Raw genomic sequence first — 14,361 nt, 5'->3', positions numbered from 1 at the left:
ACCGCATGGGCGGGCGTCGTTGCCGCCGTGACCGCAGGGAGTCTGCTGCTCGCGGCGATGCCGAGCGTTCCGGTCCCGCTGGCTTCCGATAATTCCCGTAGTCCTGTGGCCGCTGGTCCTGTGGCCGCGCCTGGGTTGGCCGAGGGAGTGCCGGTCAGGCAGGCCGAGAGGGTCCCGGCGGAGGTGGGGCCGGAGCAGATCGTGGCCGTGCTGAAGCGGGCCGGGCGGCAGGCTCGGGAGCAGGGTGCGGACTTCAGCCCGGTGGTGGCGCAGGCGGCCGCGGAGCTGGGCATGCTGTACACCACCTACCTGGCCCAGCAGGCGGCACTCGCCGACGGTGGCGAGGGTCTGCGGATCCAGGACGCGCCGGTCGCACGTGGGTCGCGGTACGCCGGCACGAACCGCGACGAGAGCGGTCACGGTGGTGCGGATCGCGCAAATGTCGCCACGGCCGTCCAGGTCTCCTACACGCCCGCACCGGTCGCAAAGCCGGACGTCGAGGAGCCTGAGACGTACGATGCCGGGCCGGAGACAGACGAGTCGCCCACGCACGCAGGGTATGTGACCTTTGAGGAGGTGGTTGTCGCGGCGGTGCGGTTGGCGGGCCTGCTGGACGCGCTGACGCCTACCGGTGAGGTGGACGTGCAACGCACCGACCCGCACCAGGACCTCACGCCGCGTGAACGCGGTGAGCTCGACGAGCCCGCCCGCGAGCAGGGGCAGGGTTCGCCGTTGCGGGCGGGTCTTCTGGACGCCGTCCAGGCATTGGGTGGGTCGACGCTGGGGTACGCCAACGGGCGGATCCCGGCCGCTGTGCTGTGCCCGCTCCCGTTCGCACCCGGACACCTGCTGCGCTGCGACGCCAGGCAGCACCTGACCGCGCTCAGCGCAGCGTTCGAGCGGGAGTTCGGGTACCCGATCCCGATCACCGACTCCTACCGCTCCTACGTGGCTCAGGTCGCCGTCGCCCACGCCAAGCCGCACCTGGCCGCGATCCCCGGCACGTCCAACCACGGGTGGGGCCTCGCGGTGGACCTGGGTGGCCCGATCTCCGGCGGCATCTCCCCGCAGTACACGTGGTTGCGGGCGCACGGCCCGCACTACGGGTGGGACAACCCGTCCTGGGCCCGACCGGACGGTATCAGCCCGAACCGTGGCACTTCGAGTTTTTCGCCGCCGGACCCGTACCCGACCGGGCCATTGACCGGACCGACGTCAATTCCTGGGGCCGCCCGTCGGCCGGCACGGGCACGGCCGACTACAAGGAGGCCGGGGGCAAGGCTGGAGACATGAAGGCAACGGGCGCGCGTCACGAGGCGTCCGACAGTCGGCCGAAGGACCGGCCCGCGGCCGGTAAGGCCAGCAAGCCTGGCAAGAAGCCAGCGGACAAGCCTGTCGGCCAACCTTCGCAGCCGCCAACCAAGCCCAGCCCCAAGCCCACGCCGACGCCGGACAAGCCCAAGCCGACGCGGCCACCGACCAGCCCCGCCCCCTCGCCGAGCCCGTCGCCGTCGACCCCAAGCCCGGAGCCCACGATGTCACCGTCACCGTCACCGTCACCGTCACCGTCACCGTCACCGTCACCGTCACCGGCACCGGCACCGCCGCAGTCGAGCCAGGAGCCATCGGCCTCACCGTCACCCACGCCTTCAGAACCGGCACCCTCAACCAGTACCTCCCCGCCTGCCGGCCCGCTTTCTGGCTTGGTCAGAGGCTTAGGTCTCGCCGCTAAAGGCGCCGCAGAACGATGAGCACCACCGTCGTCCGGCACTGTTCCCCGGCGTTGCGGGCAGTGTCCAACCTGGGTCGCGCGCATGGTTCACAGCAGTGCCGAACTTCCAGTTCCAGTTCCGGCTCGGAATCGGGGTGGGAGACCGCGCCCCGATGAAGGACGTCCGGGAGACGGCGCTGGGGCTGCGCGGCGGCAAGGGCATGCTGATCGACCAACCCGCCGTGCGGTGCGGAGCCAGACCACAACGCTGGAACTCGGGGTCGTTCTTCACCAACCCCATGATCCCGATGGAGCATCTGGCGCCCCTGCCCGAGGACGCGCCCAGGTACCCAGTCCGCTCGTCCACGCCGAAGGCAGCGTAGGCGTCGATCGGATCGGACTTGCCCCTGCGGCGTTGTGCACGGCGGGGGCGGATGACCTCTCGGAATGCGACTCCCTCGGCGCTCAGATGCCGGGCGAGGCCAGCACCGTAGGAGCCGGTGCCCTCCACACCGATGAGTTCCACGTGGCCGAAAGAACGCACGAAGGTCAGCAGCTTCTGGTGGCCAGCCGGCGTTGGCGGCACCGGCATGTCTCCGAGTTTCGTCCCCCATGGCCGAGACGACGGCCACGTGATGTGTCTCGGAATGGGTGTCGACGCCTGCGAACACGACGGGCGTCCTGATGACGCTGGTGATGGATGTTGTCATGATGGCCTTGTGCCCTTCGATAGCCGGGGCACGTCGGCCAGGGTCGAGCAGACAAGACGTTGACGGGGCTGACCAGGCTCGTATGAAGTCATGCTCGGCTCTGGCCGACATGCGTCGGACCATACCCGACGCCGCCCGAGCGTGGACGGATCAGTACAAAGACAGGCCATCAGCCGCCAGTCACCGATAGAGCCACACGCCCGGACGGCGCGGACCCTCACATCATCAACGTCACCTATCCGTGCAGCAGTCCCGCCGTCAGATCCGATAGGTGGTAAACCTGGTCTGGTTCGCGGGACTGACGGTCGGCTCGCTGGTGCTGAGTTGGGTGGCGACCTGGCTGTGGCGGCACCACAGCGGCGACAGCGTTTCCGCCCGTAGCGGTCGGTGCCTGCTGCTCCAACGCCGTCGGACATGACGCAGCGGGGCTAACGCCGATAAAGTTGCCGTGCCCACGCACCACCAAAGCCGGGGAGAGCGACACCACCTCACGGCCACGCAAGTGCACCGCCGCGAACAACAGGAGACGCGCGGAAGGCGACCTGACAGCGATCCCGGAGGGTGGGTCAGCCGTCGTGGGCGAGCGTCTCGTCCAGCCAGTCCAGCACGCGCTGCTCGGTAAGTTCACGGGCGAGGGGCTGATTGTGGTAACTGGCTCCCTCGCGCTGCTTGAAACGCAGGAGAGTCGAGCCGGGGACGATCGCGTTCAGCTCGGCTGATTGGGGAAAGAACTGATCGCCGTCGGGGTCGGTGATCAGGAGCGGTGTCGAGATCGCGGCGCCGATCTCGGGTGTGATCACGTAGTCGGAGACTGCGTCGAGCACCGCGGAGTAGCCGTAGGCCCCGTACGGGCGGGCACGGAACGTCCATGTCTGGCGCGTTGTCCTGGCGCCGGGGAGCTTCATGGCGAAAGCCATGTTGCGGTCGAACTTCTCCTTGTCCCCCTTACGGTAGTCGTTGAGCACGGTATGGGGGATGTTGGCGAACCACGACCGGCTGACGTCGACCACTCCGCCGTCGGCGATGGCTGCGGCGAAACGGTGCTCGAACGCCAGCGCCCGCGGAACCCAGTAGCCGCCCTGGCTGATCCCGTAGACGGCCAGCTTTCCGTCATCGACCTCGCCGCGCTCGCCGAGAAAGTCGACCACAGGGGTCAGGACGTTCTCCCAGTCGGGGCGGAACGGAACGCCCCGTTCGAACAGCATCGACTGCTGTCCCGGTCCGTCGAACAGGAGGACGTTGTAGCCGCGCTCCAGCGCGCCCTCCGCTCCCTGACACCACAGGCCGCTGACGGACCCGTCGCTGCCGTTGTTCATCACCAGGGTCGGCCGCCGCTCGCCGGTCTCGTCAGGCCGAAAGAACCACCCCGGCATGCTCGTGCCGGCGGAGGGGATGCTCACAGGTTCGGCCGGCCAGTGGGTCTGAGAGACGAAGCCCTGCCAGGCGGCCCGGTGGGCCCGAAACGTGGGAAGGAGCTCGCTCGTGTCGCCGTCGAGCCCGTCGATCGCGTTCACTGCCACGGCCAGGTAGTTGGCGGCGCGCAGGAAGGCGCGAGCCGAGCTGACACGGTGCCCGTGGTCCGCGCAGTACTGTGCGATCGATGCGACCTGCCGGCCCAGCTCGGTCCATGCCGCGAACCACGCCTGGTGGTCCTTGGGCTTCACCCGCGAGATCGTTGCGAGCACCTCGCCCGGTTCGGAACCCCCACGCGATGCCTTGCCCAGGATCGAACGGGTCGTGAAGTCCCACCCGCTCTCATAGAAACCCGCGGTATACGTCTCGTGGGACGTCGTCCCGCGACGGTCAAGGCGCGCAACCGTCAGTGCTTCGCCGCCCTCGGGGATGTTCATGATCACAGCCCTCCGGTGAAGCAAGTTCTGACGCTGCTCGGGCTGATCGCAGCCTACTGCGATGACCGGTTCCAATCGACTGCATTCGAAGTCATCGTCCTTGAAAGCACCGGCACGCAGAAAGGAGTGGCGGGACCTGCCCCATGGCCACTTCGGGTCGTGGAGGACGGTCTGGAATCGGCACCGCCGGTATACCGACGACGGCATGTGGGACAAGGTGCTGGCCCGGTTGTTGGCTAACGCGGACGACGACGGAAATCCGACTGGACCGTGTCCGTGGACGCCACGGTCAGCCGTGCTCACTAGCACGGCGCGAACACCACACGCCCCGGGCGGGACACACGGGGCGTGTGGCATGTCGCTGATCCCGTCTCAGTGGAAGAAGTCCAGGAACAGCACCTGCCAGACCTGATCCACTTCGCCGAGGACCTGCGCGTGACCCTGCAGGAGATCGGCACGGCGGCACGGCCCTGTTCGAACGACGACGTCTGCACCACCGCGTACTTGTACCACGTCCTACCGCATGTGCCCTTCCCTGCACTGCGGCCCGTACTGGACCGCCGGCCGCTGTGAACCGGATGCCCCACAAGCCGCGCGCCTTCCTGGCGCACTGGTCCGGAGGGCGCCAACGCATCAGGCTAGGTCGCACCGACCCCGCGGGGGTATTGCCCGTTTGGGCGTCACGCCCTTACGGTGAGGAACAGGTGTCATGAAGCGGCTCCAGATCCACCAGATCTGGAGGCTCGCATGTCATCATCCGTTACCTTCCGATCCACGTCGGCAGGCCGAGGAAGCGCTGAGCACCGTTCGGTCATCATCGGCGAGGTCGCCATCGAGCGGGTCAAGAGCGTCGTCGTCGTGATAAAGGGCATTGACGAGCAAGCCGCCGAAGAAGTGCTGGGCGACGTCGCGGCCAGAGCCGGTGTTCCCCTGCGCACGGCGTCCACCCAGGTTCTAGCGACCCTGCAGACGCGGGCGGGTAGCGACGGCCTTACCCAGGACACTCTCGACCGTGCGCTGGACGAGGTCGCCCCGGAATCCTCCCCCGGTCCACGGCGCGTCGCGCACGCACCGCAGCCGAGAGTCCGCCGGGTCACCTGACCGAAGCCCTGGTCCGACCTGCCGTCGCTTGCCTGTTCAGCCGGCGTCGAACCGGTCCTCGCCCTCTCGGTCAGGATCGTCCTTCGGTTCCTCGCCCGGGATGGCGCCCTCCGTGGTGTCCACGGGGTTCTGCTTCAGGCGGTCCGCCTCCTCCTTCGAGATCACTTTGTCCTGCGGTCCAGAGTCGCCACTCCTCTTGTCGCCGTGCGCGTCCTGGCTCATCGTGTCTCCTTCGGTCTGCGGTCTATCGGTGTCCTCGAAGCTATGACGCGCGCGGTTGACTCGCACTAGCCCCGGTGAGGCACCCTCGTCAGATACGCGGCGCGTCGGCGCCGGGTACATGATGTGGTGGGGGGCCGATGAGAAGGAGGAGTGATGGCGACCGGTCGGGACAGTCGAGGGGCGAGGGCGCCGGCAGGGATGTTCTGGACGCTGCTGGCGATCGTCATCATCGGGCTCACCCTGATGATCCTCGCGCCCCTGGCGGGTCGCTGAGCATGCGCCGGTTGCTGCGGGACAACGGCCTGAGCCTTGCCTTCATCACCTTGTTCCTGCTCACCTTGGTAGGCCAGTCGTTCGTCGGTCACGCACAGGCCAACGAGGAACTGGTGCAACACGGGCGCGCGCCTATGCCCTACCTGGAATTCGTGAGCTCGTCGAACTTCGTCGTGGACGTCGCCGAGAACTGGCAGTCGGAGTTCCTGCAGTTCTTCATGTTCATCCTGGCCACAGTCTGGCTTGTCCAGCGCGGGTCGCCGGAGTCCAAGCAGCCCGGCGACGAGGGCCGAGGTTCGGACGCGGAACAACTCGTCGGGCAACAGGCACGTGCCGACTCCCCGGCATGGGCGCGGGCTCGCGGCATCCGGCTGTGGGCCTACTCCAACTCCCTGCTGCTGGTGATGGGCGCGGTGTTCGTGCTGTCGTGGCTTGCTCAGTCCCTGGCGGGGCACGTGGTGGCGAACCAAGAGAACACCGAGCACGGTCTGCCCGTCGAAACGTGGATGCATTACGTGGCATCACCGGACTTCTGGAACCGGACCTTGCAGAACTGGCAGTCTGAGTTCCTTGCCGTGGCCGCGATGGTGACTTTCGCGATCTTTCTGCGCCAGCGTGGTTCGAGCGAGTCCAAGCCGGTCGGGACACCCCACGCCGTCACCAGCGTCGAATCGGAATGACCGCCTGAGCACGACGAACCCGATCGGCTCGCGACCCAGGTCACGCCGACGATCCTCGGCGGCATCCACTACTGCGACGACAGAACGCCCGGATCCTTGTGGAGCTTGACTGACATGATCGCCACCGACTCCGGGGCGGTGTGGCTCACCTACGACACCAACGCTGACGACGGGGCACGAGCACGACAACAGTCGGTATCCGGGCGACATCAAGCGGTGATGTCCAGACTTCGTTCCTCGGAGCGCGGCCTGTGGCAGGACGTGGGGAGGTCGTCAACACGGAGTCCACGGCCTGAGCCTCCCCTATCGGATGACCCAAGTCGGGGCCATCCGCACCAAGACTCCGCACCCGCTCGGGGTGCGGGGCTTCCGCGCTCGTACAGGACCCGGTGCGCGACCCCGACGTTCTTAGCCCCCGCCTGCGCCTTGCGGCGACGTCGAGGACGTCCCCTCGGCCGTGAGCTTAGCCAGGAAATGATGGCACTTCTGGGCCCGTTCCGAGTCCACGGCCATCACCTGCTCGAAGAACGCCGCGATCTCGTCAGCACCCGCGTTACGAGCGTCGCGTACGTACTGGCCGTAGTCATGGCCGGCCTTGAGCGAGTGGTACTGCACGGAGATGAGGTCGAACGTGACATCATCGAATCCCGTTTCTCCGGTTGCCATGATGCATCCTCCAGGTGGCGGCTCCGCCGACAGGCGTCACGCGTCAGCCGACGGAGATGAGCGGCCCGACTCTGGACCTTCTTCCACGATTGCAGGCCCGTTCCGGCTCGCAACTCCCCGGCCGTCCAGTGCGGTCGCGCCGGTCCTACCGGTGACACACGCGTGCTGATGCGGGTGGCGGCGCTGGGGGTGAGGCTGGGGGAGGGCAGTTCGACGACAGGACGGTCAGGATGAGGGTACGTGCACGGCGGGACCTGTGCGGTCCTCCACCGCTTGGCCCGCCGGTGCCCGAGTCGCTCGCACGACCGGCGGCCCGGACGTGACCAGTACCCGGCCGGAGCTGCAGCCGGGCCTACCCCGGTTGGATTCGCTGGCCGAGGTCGCCGAGCTGGCACAGATACTGGCGCCTGTGTACGTGCGGTTCAGCGAGGGCCCGGAGACCGACCGCGCGACGGTCAGCCGGGACCACGAGAGCGGATGCCTGATGCCGGGCCTCAGCGTCAACCCAATGACGCCCGAGCAGTGGTGGACTCGGCCCGTCGAGCACTGGGTCGCGCGCCAGCTCAGGCAATACGCCCACCTCATGGTGCGCGACCGGTTCCCGTGGCTGCTGACCGGCGAGGTCTCGGCCCGCGGCCCGGACTGCGAGCCACTGCTGGTCGAGATCACGCCGCTGGCGTTCCTCACTCCGGCCGTCGTCGACGAAGCGAAGGCGCTCTACCAGGAGGTATTCGACCCGGGGGCCGACGGCACCTGACGCGCGCTCGCTGCAGCACGTGAATGCGAGAGAGGCTCTCCGTCCTCACGCTGCGACGCGGCGTCGTGCTCGCTATCACGGGGACGGTGCGGCATCACGATCCGCAGGCCTGGTGGCAACGACGACCCAACACAGATCGACATGGACCACTCGCGCGCACCGGTGCACAAGAGCCCCGTCGGCTGGCCGGCGCGGTCTTCGGACCGCCGACCCACGGCCAGGGCGCGCGGCGTGGAACCATGCGTCGTCGACGTCGTCCGGCCGGGCGTGCTCGCATCGGACGAGGGATGCTCCGGCCTGGATGATCCTCTCGTTGCCGTGGGCGTCCATGATGCGGTGGACGCTGCTGAACGGCTCGCCGGTCAGCGCCGCGGCCTGCAGGACCTGCGAGACACGGGCGCGGTCCTGCGGGTGCTTGTGCGCCAGCACGAGTGCGGTGGTCGGGACCACGTCACCGGGTTCGAAGCCGTGGATGCGGTAGGTCTCGTCCGACCACCACCACACTTGTTTGGCCCAGGTCGTAGCTGTACCGGCCCACCACGTGGTTGGCCCCAGGGCCAGTGCGCTCTCGATCTCCATCGGTTCGGTCATGTGTGCCGCCCTTCGCTCGCCTCATCCACAGACGAGCCGCGTCATGACCCGCACCGACCGTATCGGAGAACTGTTGCCAGGGGAACCGGACTGTGTGGCGACCGCTTGCAGGGCGTACCGCTTGGTCCGCTCGTCCCGGCGCATGTCGCGACGGCGAGGAACGCGACATGCACCGGGGCGAGCGGCAAAGCCATGGTGACCACCGTGCGTCGGTACTCGCACGCCGAGCGGCGGCCGGCAGCCCGGTGGCCACATCGGTGTCACGGGCGGCCGGCTGCTGCCGTGGAGCCGCCGGCGCCCAGCGCGTCGACGCCGCGCCGCAGGGCGACGATGAGGGCTGCGGCGACGAACAGGTCGTCTCCCGAGGACCGGTGGGCGGCGCGCACCGCGTCGGCCAGCCCGGAGACGGCCTCGGCGGCGCCGTCAGCGGATTCGTCGTCCCGGTCCGACTGCAGCGCGGCGGCGTACGAGCGCAGCGTCGAGGCCAGGACCGGGCGGATCTCCGGGCCGAGGGCCACGTCCGCACGGGTCCGTGTGCTCCCATCAGCACGAACAGTGCTGACGTCGCCACCCATCGGCCCATCTCGCCGAAGAGCCGCCACCCGGAGCGCAGCAGGGCGAGCGCCCGACGGCAAGGGCGACGGACAGCGTGCTGGAACCGAGCCTGAGGTCCATCCCGTGGGCGAGCACCGCGCCGACGAGGACCGCGCCGGTCGCCTGCGCGGAGTGCCGCACCGAACGGACCGCCGTGCTCGACATCGCGATGATCGCCCCGAGCGGCGCGTAGTACGGCTGCTCGGAGAACGGCGCCGGTGCAAGCACCGCGACGATCCATGCCAGCGACGCCGCGAGCGAGCCCTTGATCGCCAGCGCCCAGCGTGGGTGGCGTGACCAGCGGCGGTGCAGGGCGACCAGGAAGCGCGGCGGGGTGGGCATGACCGCCAGACTCACCCGGCGTACGGTCACCCGCATCCGCACCGGCGTCGGGTGACGGCTCCCGCGCTCAAGGTGCTGCCCGCGGACGGCCGGGGCTCGGACGACCACCCGGTACGACCGACTCGACCGGCCCCCTGGTTCCCGGACCGAACGCGCTCGCACCGCGACCTCGCGCCTGTCGGTGCCGTCTAGCGCTGGGCGAGGTTCTCCGTGGCCGGTCCCTCCAGCAGCGTGCCGTCCGGGGCGAAGCGCGAGCCGTGCACGGGGCAGTCCCAGGACTTCTCCTGGTCGTTCCACCGCACGACGCCGCCGAGGTGCGGGCACACCCGCGACACCTCGCCCCCGCCGGGCGCTTCCCCCGTGGGCCGGGTCACCGCGCAGGCCCAGCCCTTGGACTGCTCGCCGAAGGTGGCCGCCGACCGGGCCGTGGGCTCGGGCGGCCACGCCCACGGCTCCAGGGCCGGGCCCCACTCGACCGGATCGCCGAGCAGCCGGCCCGCCAGAGCCAGACCGGCGCCGGCGCCGGTCGTCAGGCCCCACTTGCCGTAGCCCGTCGCCACGAGCACCCGCTCGTCGCCCGGCACCGCCGGGCCGACGAACGGCAGCCCGGTGTCGCTGATGTAGTCCTGCGCGGCCCACGTGTGGTGCGCGTTCCCGACGGGCAGGTGCGTGTGGGTCCACTCGTCGAGCGTCGCCAGCCGCGCGGCCGGGTTCGGTTCCCGCCCGGTGAGGTAGCCCTCGCCGCCCACCATGAGCAGCCCGCCGGCCATGCGCAGCGAGCGGGTGGGGGAGCCGGCGGTGATCGACATCGTCCCGGCGAAGCCCGCCGGGAGCGCCGCGGGATCGGGTACGTCCCAGGTGGTCAGCAGGCTGCGGCCCGCCTCAAGCCGCATGAACAGGCCGCCGAGCCGCCCCGGTGGGGTGCCGGTGGCCAGGACCACGTGCTCGGCGAGCACCGTGCCGCGCGTGGTGCGCAGCGCGACGCCCGACCGCAGCCGGCGCACCTGCCGCACCCGGACGCCGTCGTGCACCGGGACGCCGCGGGCGCGCAGCCGGGAACGCAGGGCCGACAGCATCCGCAGGGGGTCGACCTGGCCCTGCCCCGGCAGGCGGACGGCGCCGAAGGTGGGGACGGGGTAGGGCGGTTCGTCCTCCCACGCGGCCGCCAGCCCGTGCCGGGAGCAGGTTTCGAGCACAGCCTCGACCTGGGGCACCTGGGCGGGCGTGGTGGCGACGGTGAGGTCGTCGCGGTTCTCGACGGGCACGCCCAGGTCGTCCAGGGTGCGGCGCAGCCAGCCGAGCCCCGCGAACCCCGCCGCGAGGTAGCTGGCCACCGCCTCGTCGCCGTTGTGCGCGATGCGCGCGAGCTGCACGCCCTGGAGCACGGAGAGCTTGCCGGTGGACCGGGCGGTCGTGGTGGCACCGGCTGCGGCCTTGTCCAGCACCACCACGTCGGCGCCGCCGTCGGCGAGGGCCAGGGCGGTCACGACGCCGGTGATCCCGGCGCCCACCACGACGACGTCCGCGCGCAGAGGTCCCGGTGCCAGGACACCCGGACCCTCCTGCCCGCCTGCGGTTTCGGGGGTCTCCTGGCTCACGGTGCGCCTCCTGTGCCGGTGGTCGGGTGTCGCGCTACCGGCCTCCTCAGGCTGGCACGCCGCCCCGGCACTCGCACGACGCCTACGGGCCGGGTGTGGTGGGCCGGAAGTGACCGACCAGGGCATGCACGAGGTCTTCCGGGTGCTCCTCGGCCACATGGTGCCCGGAGTCGATGCCGAACCCGTCGAGGTCGTCCGCCCAGGCACGCCAGATCGTGAGCGGATCCCCGTACAGTTCCTCGAGGTCGTCGCGGAGCGACCGTGCACCTCTGCCGCCGATCCGCCCACACCGGATGAGTCCACCGACGCGACCCCGAAACCGGCGCCGGTCTCGCCGTCAGAGGCGGCGAAGCCGGAGCAGGGTGTCTTCTGCTCGTACCCGTTCGAACCCGACGACACTTTCGAGCTCGGGACTTGGAACTTGCTCTCTCGGTGAGACCGATCTCGATGCAACCCAGGACATTATCGACTACCAGCTCGCGGAGTACGGTGGCCACTTCGCGGCGTACTCATTCCGAAATCGCACAACTACCGGTGAAGGTGATCGCCAGATCCCGGACGTGACGAGAGAGAGTCGGTTAGCACTTTGGCGCTTCCAGTGTGACATTCGTACTGAACTCGAGGCGGAGCGAGTCGGTCTTGCTCATCACGATTACGGTGCCTTCGTTGGCTGTCCATGTCCGGGGGAGGAGGAGCAACTGGCCTCCTTCCTGGGTGATGAGCGTCAGCCCGTCGTAGCGGTAGACGAACGCGCCATTGGCTCCGGGACACGCGGTCTCGATGACCCCGTTGTTGTCCAGAATGAGCTTCTGATCGGAGTATAGGACCACGCTCGGCCAGGAAGGCAACGCGCGGATGACTTCTTTTGCACGCTGCGATCCGACTTCCGCGGACAAGTCTCCTACTGCCCAGAACAGGCCGACACTGACCAGCATGATCACCGCCGCCCACTCGGCTACGGCCCACGAGGCGGGTCGACGTGGCGAGTTCCCGCGGCGATCGGTCAGCCAGAGCATCGACCTCGTGGCGCCCGTGAGTAGCAGCACGCCGGCCACGAGGGCCAGGCCGCCGAGTGTGGTCGGGTTTCGCTTCACTGTTGGCCGCGGCGATCGTTGTGTCAGTTGCTTTCGGAGAGCCGCTGGAGTGTTTCGCGGGCCTTCAGAAGGCGTGCGTTGACCCGAGCGGCGCGTTCGGGGTCTGCTGCGATCTCGGGTGCGATCTCGACATCGAGCATCTCGAACGCCTGCCTGGCGATAGTGGCTGACGGCGCTGTACTCGCCTGGGAAAGGGCGATCGGTGTGGGAGCGCCGTATTCCTGCGGCCACGCTTGGACGAGGTAGCGCTCGACGGGGCTGGTAACGACAAGGTCGGGGGAGTTGTCGCGGCCTGAGGCGTGTACTCGGACGCGATACCACCCGGGTCCGGCGGGGTTGAGCCGGGCCGATGGGTTTGTGGTGTCTTGACCGCCGACGACGAGGACGGGGGCGTCACCGGCTTCGATGCTGAACTCGACGATTTCTTCCCACGTGGTGGAGTCGCCGGCCCGCTTGGGAGGGTCGGTTGGTGTTTCGACCTCGATCTCGACGGGCCCCATGCTGATGCCTGTCATGATCAGCGGATGATCGTGATGGTCGTCGATGATCAGCCGGCTGACCGCAGTGGGATCGAGGGGCGGTCGCCAGGTGGCGTCGCGCAGTTCGAGATACCGCTCATCGACTCGCGTCGTGTACCTCATGGCAACCGCCTCTCTACGTTCTGCTGAGATCAGCTGTGGCTTACGAGATGCCTACCCAGAATCCGTCACCATCCAGGTATCGGTACGGCGAGTAGAGCACACTGTTCAGCGTGGCGCCGGCACTGCTGTTCTCTGTCTCATCGATCATGCAAGCGCTGAACCCGGTGGGACCTGTGACGCCGGTTGGGTAAGCGGTGATGCTGCACCCCGCGAACGTACGCCCGGTCCCACCTCCAGTGAAAGCACCCTCGTGCGTCGAAGCGAATGGGTACTCGTCGCACGACTTCCCGGTCGGTCGAGGCAGCGATTGCGGGCAGGAGGCGTTGCGGTTTTGGTCCTGCAAGCTCGCATTAATCAGGCGGTGCAGCGGCACACCCGAGTCCCGGCTGCCGGGCAGGCCGCTGGCGTCGGCAGCGATGAGATGTGCGCCGTAGGTGGGGTACTGGGAAAGCGGCCTTTCCGTACACAGCGCGCCTCCAGGCCGCCGAGCCGGTAGCACCGGTGTCATGACTACCTCCTTGACACGTGTACCCACCCATCCAGGCGAGCGGTTCTCCCCGCCGGGCATCACGGCTGCCGACGCCGCCCGTGTGGTCGCCGCCATCGCCGCCGAGCGCGCCCCGTCCACCCTGGTCCTGTACGCCTCCGCGTGGCGCGTGTTCACGCGATGGTGCGCCGCGCGTGGCCTGGACACCTTCCCCGCAGATCCCGCGACGGTGTGCGCCTACCTGGCTGAGCGCGCGGAGCAGGGGCTGTCCATCGGCACCATCAATGTCGCCTGTGCGGCGATCGCCTACGAGCACCAGTGCGCCGGGCTGCCGGACCCGATCACGGACGCCATGGTCGGGCGCGTACGACGCGGACTGCGGCGCCTCGTCGGTGTCGCCCCACGTCGACGAGCCCGCCCGCTGATCGGCGAGGACATTCGCCGGATCGTCGCCCGGATCGATCCGGGCACCGCGGCCGGCACCCGGGACCGTGCCCTGATCCTGGTTGGCTTCGCCTCCGCGCTGCGCAGGTCGGAGCTCGCCGGACTGACCCTCGCCGACGTCGAGTTCCGGCCCGGGGGCATGGTTCTGACTGTGCGCCGCTCCAAGGGGGACCAGGACGGCGAAGGGCAGATCGTCGCCGTCGCGGCCGGCGAGCACACCGTCACCGATCCTGTTGCCGCGCTCCTCGCGTGGCTCGCCGTGCGCGGAACCCGTCCGGGAAGCGTGTTCACGCGGATGCGATACCCCGATCACACGACCACAGACCCGATCGGCGGCCACACTGTCGCCCGGATCATACGAGTCCGCGCTGAGGCCGCCGGTATCCCTGGTGAGGGGGTCACAGGACACTCGCTACGCGCTGGCCACGCGACGACCGCAGCGATGGCCGGCGCTCCGCTGGACAGGATCGCAGCACAGACCCGGCATCGCGACGTCTCGACTCTGGTACAGCACTACATCCGGCCGATCGACGCGATGGCGAACACCTCGAGCTGGGCCCTTGGGCTGTGAACGAGAAGCGTCCGCCCACAAGAAGCGCC

The 14,361-nt window shown here is 69.0% G+C and carries 18 protein-coding genes; 9 read left to right on the top strand and 9 right to left on the bottom strand.

All coding sequences use genetic code 11. The annotated features are described in order from the left end of the window. Positions 1-201: 201 nt before the first annotated feature. Both AB0I29_RS09870 and AB0I29_RS09865 read left to right on the top strand, forming a co-directional pair. On the top strand, positions 202-1,293 hold the full coding sequence (locus tag AB0I29_RS09870; protein ID WP_357481006.1) for a M15 family metallopeptidase: 1,092 nt from the start codon (positions 202-204) through the stop codon (positions 1,291-1,293). A gap of 534 nt (positions 1,294-1,827) precedes the next feature. After that, on the top strand, positions 1,828-2,094 hold the full coding sequence (locus tag AB0I29_RS09865; RefSeq protein ID WP_357481003.1) for a hypothetical protein: 267 nt from the start codon (positions 1,828-1,830) through the stop codon (positions 2,092-2,094). 893 nt (positions 2,095-2,987) lie between these two features. On the opposite strand, the gene AB0I29_RS09860 is transcribed toward AB0I29_RS09865, so the two are convergent. After that, a complete protein-coding gene (locus AB0I29_RS09860; RefSeq protein WP_357480999.1) occupies positions 2,988-4,271 on the bottom strand; it encodes a prolyl oligopeptidase family serine peptidase in 1,284 nt (427 codons plus the stop codon). A 61-nt stretch (positions 4,272-4,332) separates the two neighbouring features. Here AB0I29_RS09860 and AB0I29_RS09855 point away from each other — a divergent pair, with 61 nt between their 5' ends. From AB0I29_RS09855 to AB0I29_RS09845, 3 genes are all read left to right on the top strand, one after another. Beyond that, entirely contained in the window at positions 4,333-4,683 is a 351-nt protein-coding gene (locus tag AB0I29_RS09855) for a transposase (protein ID WP_357480996.1), read from the top strand. Continuing rightward, a complete protein-coding gene (locus AB0I29_RS09850) occupies positions 4,647-4,844 on the top strand; it encodes a hypothetical protein (RefSeq protein ID WP_357481483.1) in 198 nt (65 codons plus the stop codon). The genes AB0I29_RS09855 and AB0I29_RS09850 overlap by 37 nt, the downstream gene beginning before the upstream one ends. A gap of 174 nt (positions 4,845-5,018) precedes the next feature. Further along, on the top strand, positions 5,019-5,372 hold the full coding sequence (locus tag AB0I29_RS09845; protein ID WP_357480993.1) for a hypothetical protein: 354 nt from the start codon (positions 5,019-5,021) through the stop codon (positions 5,370-5,372). A 36-nt stretch (positions 5,373-5,408) separates the two neighbouring features. Here AB0I29_RS09845 and AB0I29_RS09840 read toward each other — a convergent pair whose 3' ends face one another. Beyond that, complete coding sequence (locus AB0I29_RS09840; RefSeq protein ID WP_357480990.1) at positions 5,409-5,594, bottom strand: hypothetical protein; 186 nt, start codon at positions 5,592-5,594, stop codon at positions 5,409-5,411. A gap of 275 nt (positions 5,595-5,869) precedes the next feature. Here AB0I29_RS09840 and AB0I29_RS09835 point away from each other — a divergent pair, with 275 nt between their 5' ends. Next, complete coding sequence (locus AB0I29_RS09835) at positions 5,870-6,547, top strand: DUF6766 family protein (RefSeq protein ID WP_357480987.1); 678 nt, start codon at positions 5,870-5,872, stop codon at positions 6,545-6,547. Between the two features lie 408 nt (positions 6,548-6,955). Here the strand turns inward: AB0I29_RS09835 and AB0I29_RS09830 are convergent, their stop codons facing one another. Further along, a complete protein-coding gene (locus AB0I29_RS09830; RefSeq protein ID WP_357480984.1) occupies positions 6,956-7,213 on the bottom strand; it encodes an acyl carrier protein in 258 nt (85 codons plus the stop codon). Between the two features lie 319 nt (positions 7,214-7,532). Here AB0I29_RS09830 and AB0I29_RS09825 point away from each other — a divergent pair, with 319 nt between their 5' ends. After that, positions 7,533-7,970: a DUF6098 family protein gene (locus tag AB0I29_RS09825; RefSeq protein WP_357480981.1), complete on the top strand. Its 438-nt coding sequence runs from the start codon at positions 7,533-7,535 to the stop codon at positions 7,968-7,970. A gap of 75 nt (positions 7,971-8,045) precedes the next feature. Here AB0I29_RS09825 and AB0I29_RS09820 read toward each other — a convergent pair whose 3' ends face one another. The 4 genes from AB0I29_RS09820 to AB0I29_RS09805 form a co-directional block, all read right to left on the bottom strand. After that, positions 8,046-8,561 (bottom strand): PAS domain-containing protein, encoded by a 516-nt coding sequence (locus tag AB0I29_RS09820; RefSeq protein ID WP_357480978.1) that lies wholly within the window; start codon positions 8,559-8,561, stop codon positions 8,046-8,048. Between the two features lie 260 nt (positions 8,562-8,821). Beyond that, positions 8,822-9,079 (bottom strand): hypothetical protein, encoded by a 258-nt coding sequence (locus AB0I29_RS09815; protein WP_357480975.1) that lies wholly within the window; start codon positions 9,077-9,079, stop codon positions 8,822-8,824. Positions 9,080-9,104: 25 nt separating this feature from the next. After that, positions 9,105-9,497, bottom strand: a complete 393-nt coding sequence (locus AB0I29_RS09810) for a hypothetical protein (protein WP_357480972.1) — start codon at positions 9,495-9,497, stop codon at positions 9,105-9,107. 188 nt (positions 9,498-9,685) lie between these two features. Next, on the bottom strand, positions 9,686-11,095 hold the full coding sequence (locus tag AB0I29_RS09805; RefSeq protein ID WP_357480969.1) for an FAD-dependent oxidoreductase: 1,410 nt from the start codon (positions 11,093-11,095) through the stop codon (positions 9,686-9,688). A gap of 109 nt (positions 11,096-11,204) precedes the next feature. Between AB0I29_RS09805 and AB0I29_RS09800 the strand changes: the two genes are divergently transcribed. Further along, a complete protein-coding gene (locus tag AB0I29_RS09800) occupies positions 11,205-11,531 on the top strand; it encodes a hypothetical protein (RefSeq protein ID WP_357480966.1) in 327 nt (108 codons plus the stop codon). A 142-nt stretch (positions 11,532-11,673) separates the two neighbouring features. Here the strand turns inward: AB0I29_RS09800 and AB0I29_RS09795 are convergent, their stop codons facing one another. Further along, positions 11,674-12,111, bottom strand: coding sequence for a hypothetical protein (locus AB0I29_RS09795; protein WP_357480964.1), 438 nt, complete (start codon positions 12,109-12,111; stop codon positions 11,674-11,676). 101 nt (positions 12,112-12,212) lie between these two features. Continuing rightward, on the bottom strand, positions 12,213-12,830 hold the full coding sequence (locus tag AB0I29_RS09790) for a hypothetical protein (RefSeq protein WP_357480961.1): 618 nt from the start codon (positions 12,828-12,830) through the stop codon (positions 12,213-12,215). Between the two features lie 590 nt (positions 12,831-13,420). Between AB0I29_RS09790 and AB0I29_RS09785 the strand changes: the two genes are divergently transcribed. Continuing rightward, entirely contained in the window at positions 13,421-14,332 is a 912-nt protein-coding gene (locus tag AB0I29_RS09785) for a site-specific integrase (RefSeq protein ID WP_357480958.1), read from the top strand. Positions 14,333-14,361: the final 29 nt, after the last annotated feature.

Source organism: Promicromonospora sp. NPDC050262 (assembly GCF_040655935.1).
In the GTDB taxonomy this organism is placed as follows: domain Bacteria; phylum Actinomycetota; class Actinomycetes; order Actinomycetales; family Cellulomonadaceae; genus Promicromonospora.
This window is presented reverse-complemented; position numbering and strand designations above follow the sequence as displayed.